Source organism: Mycobacterium sp. (assembly GCF_035499775.1).
Lineage (GTDB): Bacteria > Actinomycetota > Actinomycetes > Mycobacteriales > Mycobacteriaceae > Mycobacterium.
On sequence record NZ_DATJYB010000080.1, the window covers coordinates 1 to 3,952 of the forward strand.

The window sequence follows — 3,952 nt, forward strand, 5'->3', positions numbered from 1 at the left end:
CAATTGAGTCGAGACCCGCAGGCTGGGTTGGAACGCCCCGTCCTCGTCGTCGCCCAGTGCGGCCAGGTATTGCGCGTCCATGAAAACGTAGGAGCCGGGCTGGATTTCGTTGAGAACTCCCAACTCCAAATCCGTCTGCACTGTGCCGGTGCCGCCGCCCGTGACCAGGTCGATCCGATACCCCGCGTCGCGCAGCGCTCCGACCACAGCAGCCAGAACTTCCATCCCGGCATGCACCGCCGCGCGGCGCCCATCGAGCCCCGCGATGTGCTGCCAGTGGCCCCCGTAACCCTGAACGCCGACCAGCGTCAGCGACCGATGCCGCGCGATCTGCCCGGCAAGCGCGAGCGCTTCGGCAGTCCCCGGCACGCCCGTGCGCATCAGGCCCACGTCGACGTCGATCACGACGTTGACCGAAGCACCCCTGCGGTCGGCCTCCTCGGCCAGCGCGGCGACCGGATCGGGATGGTCTACCGCGCACATGAATCCCGGATCGGTTGCCGCCACGTCGCACAGCCGGTTGGGCGCCGTGGCATCGACCACCGGAGAGGTGAGCAGAATGCCACGTACTCCGGCTGCTGAAAGCGCTTCAGCCTCACCGAGTTTCGCGCAGCAGACGCCCACCGCTCCGGCCGCGACCTGCTTGCCGGCGATCCACGCGCTCTTATGGGTCTTCGCGTGTGGCCGCAGCACCACCTTGCCGGCCACCCTCGCTGCCATCTTGGCGATGTTCGCATCCAGCGCCGCCTCGTCCAGAATGAGTCCGGGTGTCGGCACGGTGTAGCGGGAGCCTGGCTTGCCGATCATGGCTTGGGCCAAGGCTTCTGCGACGCGCATCGTCAGCCGATGGAGGCGAGGTGCTCGAAGCCGGCAAGTGCGGCGACCTCGGGTAGGCGGCGGATGCTGCCGTTCTGTGCCCACTGGCCTTCGGGCACTTCTTGGATGACACAGGAAGTGACCACCATCCTGCCGCAGTCGCTGTCGGTGACCGACTTTGCGGCCTCCTCAAGCTCCTGCGCGAACCGGGCTTTGCGGGCGCCGTCGAGCACACCGGTGCTAACTTGCCAATCGATGAAGACGCCCGCCACTGCGGCGTCTGCACGTTCGCCCGCGGAGAAGAAGCACCCTGGCGCAAGCTCCTCGAGGAGGACCAGGGCGCGCATTCGGCTTTGCGGCAGATCGGGAACCGACTCGGCGCGGCATGCTGCCTCGGTCAGTGCCACCGCGAGGCGAGACTTTTGTGCGTCGTCGAATGCCCCGGGCGTCAGCGTTACTCGCAACAAAGGCATGTCCACTCCTTCGGGTTGGTTCTGTGCTCGAGAACTACTGTCCTAAAGTGCGCCGCACGACGCCAGTGGCGAGAATGACAACTTCATTGCAACTTTCGCCAACGATGAGGCGCCACGCAGAGCCGGCCGACCAGCGATACTGACCTGCGCGACCGCATCTGCAGACGGGATCGCAGCGGGCAAACCCGCGGCTCATACACTGGCCCATCGTGGGCATGCTGTCTGGCTTCGCGCCGTGGATCGTCTTTTGGGTGCTTATCGGTAACGTCCCGTTCGCGCTTGCCGCGCTGGTCGCGCTGGCAATAGCCGTCGGCGGATTCGCGATCGGGCAAGCCGCCCGAAAACCGGCGACAACGCTCGAAATAGGTTCTATCGCGGCGCTCGCGGTGCTGACGGTACTGGTGCTGGCGATGAGCGCGTCGGACCTAGGGCCCTGGATACTGCCGGTCAGCAACGCCGGGATCTTGACCGTGGCGCTGGTCAGCGTGCTGACCGGCAAGCCGTTCGTACACGAGTTCGCCGCGGCCGAACAGCCCGCCGACGTGGTCAAGACCGAGCTGTTCGCCCAGCTGACCAAGGTGTTGACCTGGGTCTGGGTCGGCACGTTCGCCGGTATGACCGTGTCGTCGCTGATCCCGCCCCTGGTGGACGGCCACGGCGCCGTCTCGTACATCTGCTACTGGGTCATCCCGTTCGCGCTGTTCGGAGCCGCGGCGCTTTCGTCGCGATTCCTGCCCGCGCGGATGCTGGCCGGGATGGAGGACGTTGCCCGGGAGACCTCGTTCGTCGCGTACGACGAAGCCACCATCGATGAGCTGTACTACCTCGCCCAGGAACACGCCAACCGCGAAGTCGGCCCCGGCAAGGAGGCCTACAGCGTCAAGGTCGGGGGCATGGGGACGCCGCTGACCGGAGACGAGTCGCGAAAGTCGTGGCCGTCGACCTACAAAGTGCGCGACAAGCGCCATTAACCGAAAAATTTGGCCGGCGCGCAGCAACGACCGGGCGCGCCGTTGGAGTTCACCAGCATGACAAATTAACTTGTTGAGCCATGCGCACGGCATTCACGAAGAGTTGGGCGGTTGCGGCGGGAGCGGTTTTGCTTCCGCTGGCGGCCTGCTCTTCGTTCGACACGTCGAGCCCCGAGTCTGCGCAGCCGGTCAGCGCAACCCCGAGCACCAAACCCGGCGCAGTGCTGACCATCCCCCCGGGCCAGTTGTTGGCCGCCACCAACGGCGTGACGCCGGTGTCATTCGGCAAGCCCGCGCACGGCACCATCGCCTACGGCTCATACGGGGCGATGATCTACACCCCCGACGCCGGCTTCACCGGGACCGATCAGCTTCCCGTCACCGTCAGCCACGCCGTCCGGCTCTACTCCGAGGACCAGCCCCCGCTGACCATCGTCGGCGAGGTTGCCATCCAGGCCAACGCGCACGGATCCGCGATCGCGGCGGTGCCGGGCAGCGCCGACGAGATCTACGGCCTCACCGACCGCGGACCGGATGTCGCGGGGCGTTCGCCTAACGAAGTCGTGCTTCCGCTACCCGATTTCCACCCGCAGATCGCGAAGTTCAAACTCTCAGGCGGCGTGGCGTCACTGGAGCGGATCATCGTGCTGAGCGGGCGTGACGGCAAGCCCTTGGTCGGGCTCATCGACCCGCAGGCATCCACCGGCGACACACTGGTTGACCTCAACGGCACCGCGCTGGCGCGTTCCGACCACGGCCTGGACAGCGAAGGTTTGGTTGCGATGCCCGACGGGACGTTCTGGGTGTCCGACAACTACGGCCCGTTCATCGTCCATTTCGATAACGACGGCAAAGAGCTGGAACGCCTTTCGCCGTTCGACGGGACCCTGCCCCGCGAGCTGTCGCTGCGCAGCCCGAATCACGGCATGCAGGGGCTGACGATCACCCCCGACGGATCGACGCTGGTGGGCATCATGCAGTCAGCCCTCAGCACGCCGGGTCTGGCGGGCTCGCCCATGTCCGTCCCGGTGACCCGCATCGTGACCGTCAGCCTCGCCGACCACACGAATGTGCACGAGTACCTGTATCCGCTGGCCAATCGGCAGCAGACGAATGTGGGGGTCTCCGACATCACGGCACTGAGCGCCACCACGTTCCTGATCGACGAGCGTGACAACGCGCCTGAACCCGGCGGCAACAAGAAGATCTACGTCGCCGACATCTCCGGGGCCACCGACATCGGCCCCCGCTCGAGGGTGCCGGGGACGTCCTATCACGCCGAGGCGGGTGGGCTGCTCGTCAACGGCGTGCCGATCGAGACCTTTGTCGGCACCGCCACCGAGACGGCCGCCGCGGACAAACTCAAGGTCGCCGGGATTGCCGTCGCCGGCAAGACGCTCAAGCTCGATCTCGGAGAACTGGTGCGTTCGCTGTCCGCCAACGGCGATTTCTTCGGCCACGACAAGATCAACGGCGTCATCAGCCGCGACGGTGGCAAGACGCTGATGATTGCCAACGACAGCGACTTCGGCCTGGCCGGTCTGGCGTCGCCGACTCCACCGTTCACACTCAAGCCCAAGATGCTGCCCAACGGCACGCAGGACAGCGGCGAGATTCTGACCGTCGATACGACCCAGCTGCCCGCAAAGATGGAAACCGTGCTGGTGCCGATCAAAGTCGGCTGAGTGACCC

The 3,952-nt window shown here is 66.0% G+C and carries 4 protein-coding genes; 2 read left to right on the forward strand and 2 right to left on the reverse strand.

Annotation, left to right across the window (positions count from 1 at the left end):
• Together VML93_RS04845 and VML93_RS04850 are read right to left on the reverse strand one after the other, a co-directional pair.
• The coding region (locus VML93_RS04845; protein WP_325608234.1) for an alanine racemase at positions 1 to 837 on the reverse strand (837 nt) is incomplete at its 3' end.
• Positions 838 to 839: 2 nt separating this feature from the next.
• Positions 840 to 1,289 carry a hypothetical protein gene (locus VML93_RS04850; RefSeq protein WP_325608236.1) on the reverse strand — a complete coding sequence of 150 codons (450 nt, stop codon included), beginning with the start codon at positions 1,287 to 1,289 and terminating at the stop codon, positions 840 to 842.
• A 209-nt stretch (positions 1,290 to 1,498) separates the two neighbouring features.
• Between VML93_RS04850 and VML93_RS04855 the strand changes: the two genes are divergently transcribed.
• Together VML93_RS04855 and VML93_RS04860 are read left to right on the forward strand one after the other, a co-directional pair.
• The gene (locus VML93_RS04855) at positions 1,499 to 2,260 is read left to right on the forward strand and encodes a hypothetical protein (protein WP_325608238.1); all 762 of its coding nucleotides are present in this window, start codon (positions 1,499 to 1,501) and stop codon (positions 2,258 to 2,260) included.
• A gap of 80 nt (positions 2,261 to 2,340) precedes the next feature.
• Entirely contained in the window at positions 2,341 to 3,945 is a 1,605-nt protein-coding gene (locus VML93_RS04860; RefSeq protein WP_325608239.1) for an esterase-like activity of phytase family protein, read from the forward strand.
• Positions 3,946 to 3,952: the final 7 nt, after the last annotated feature.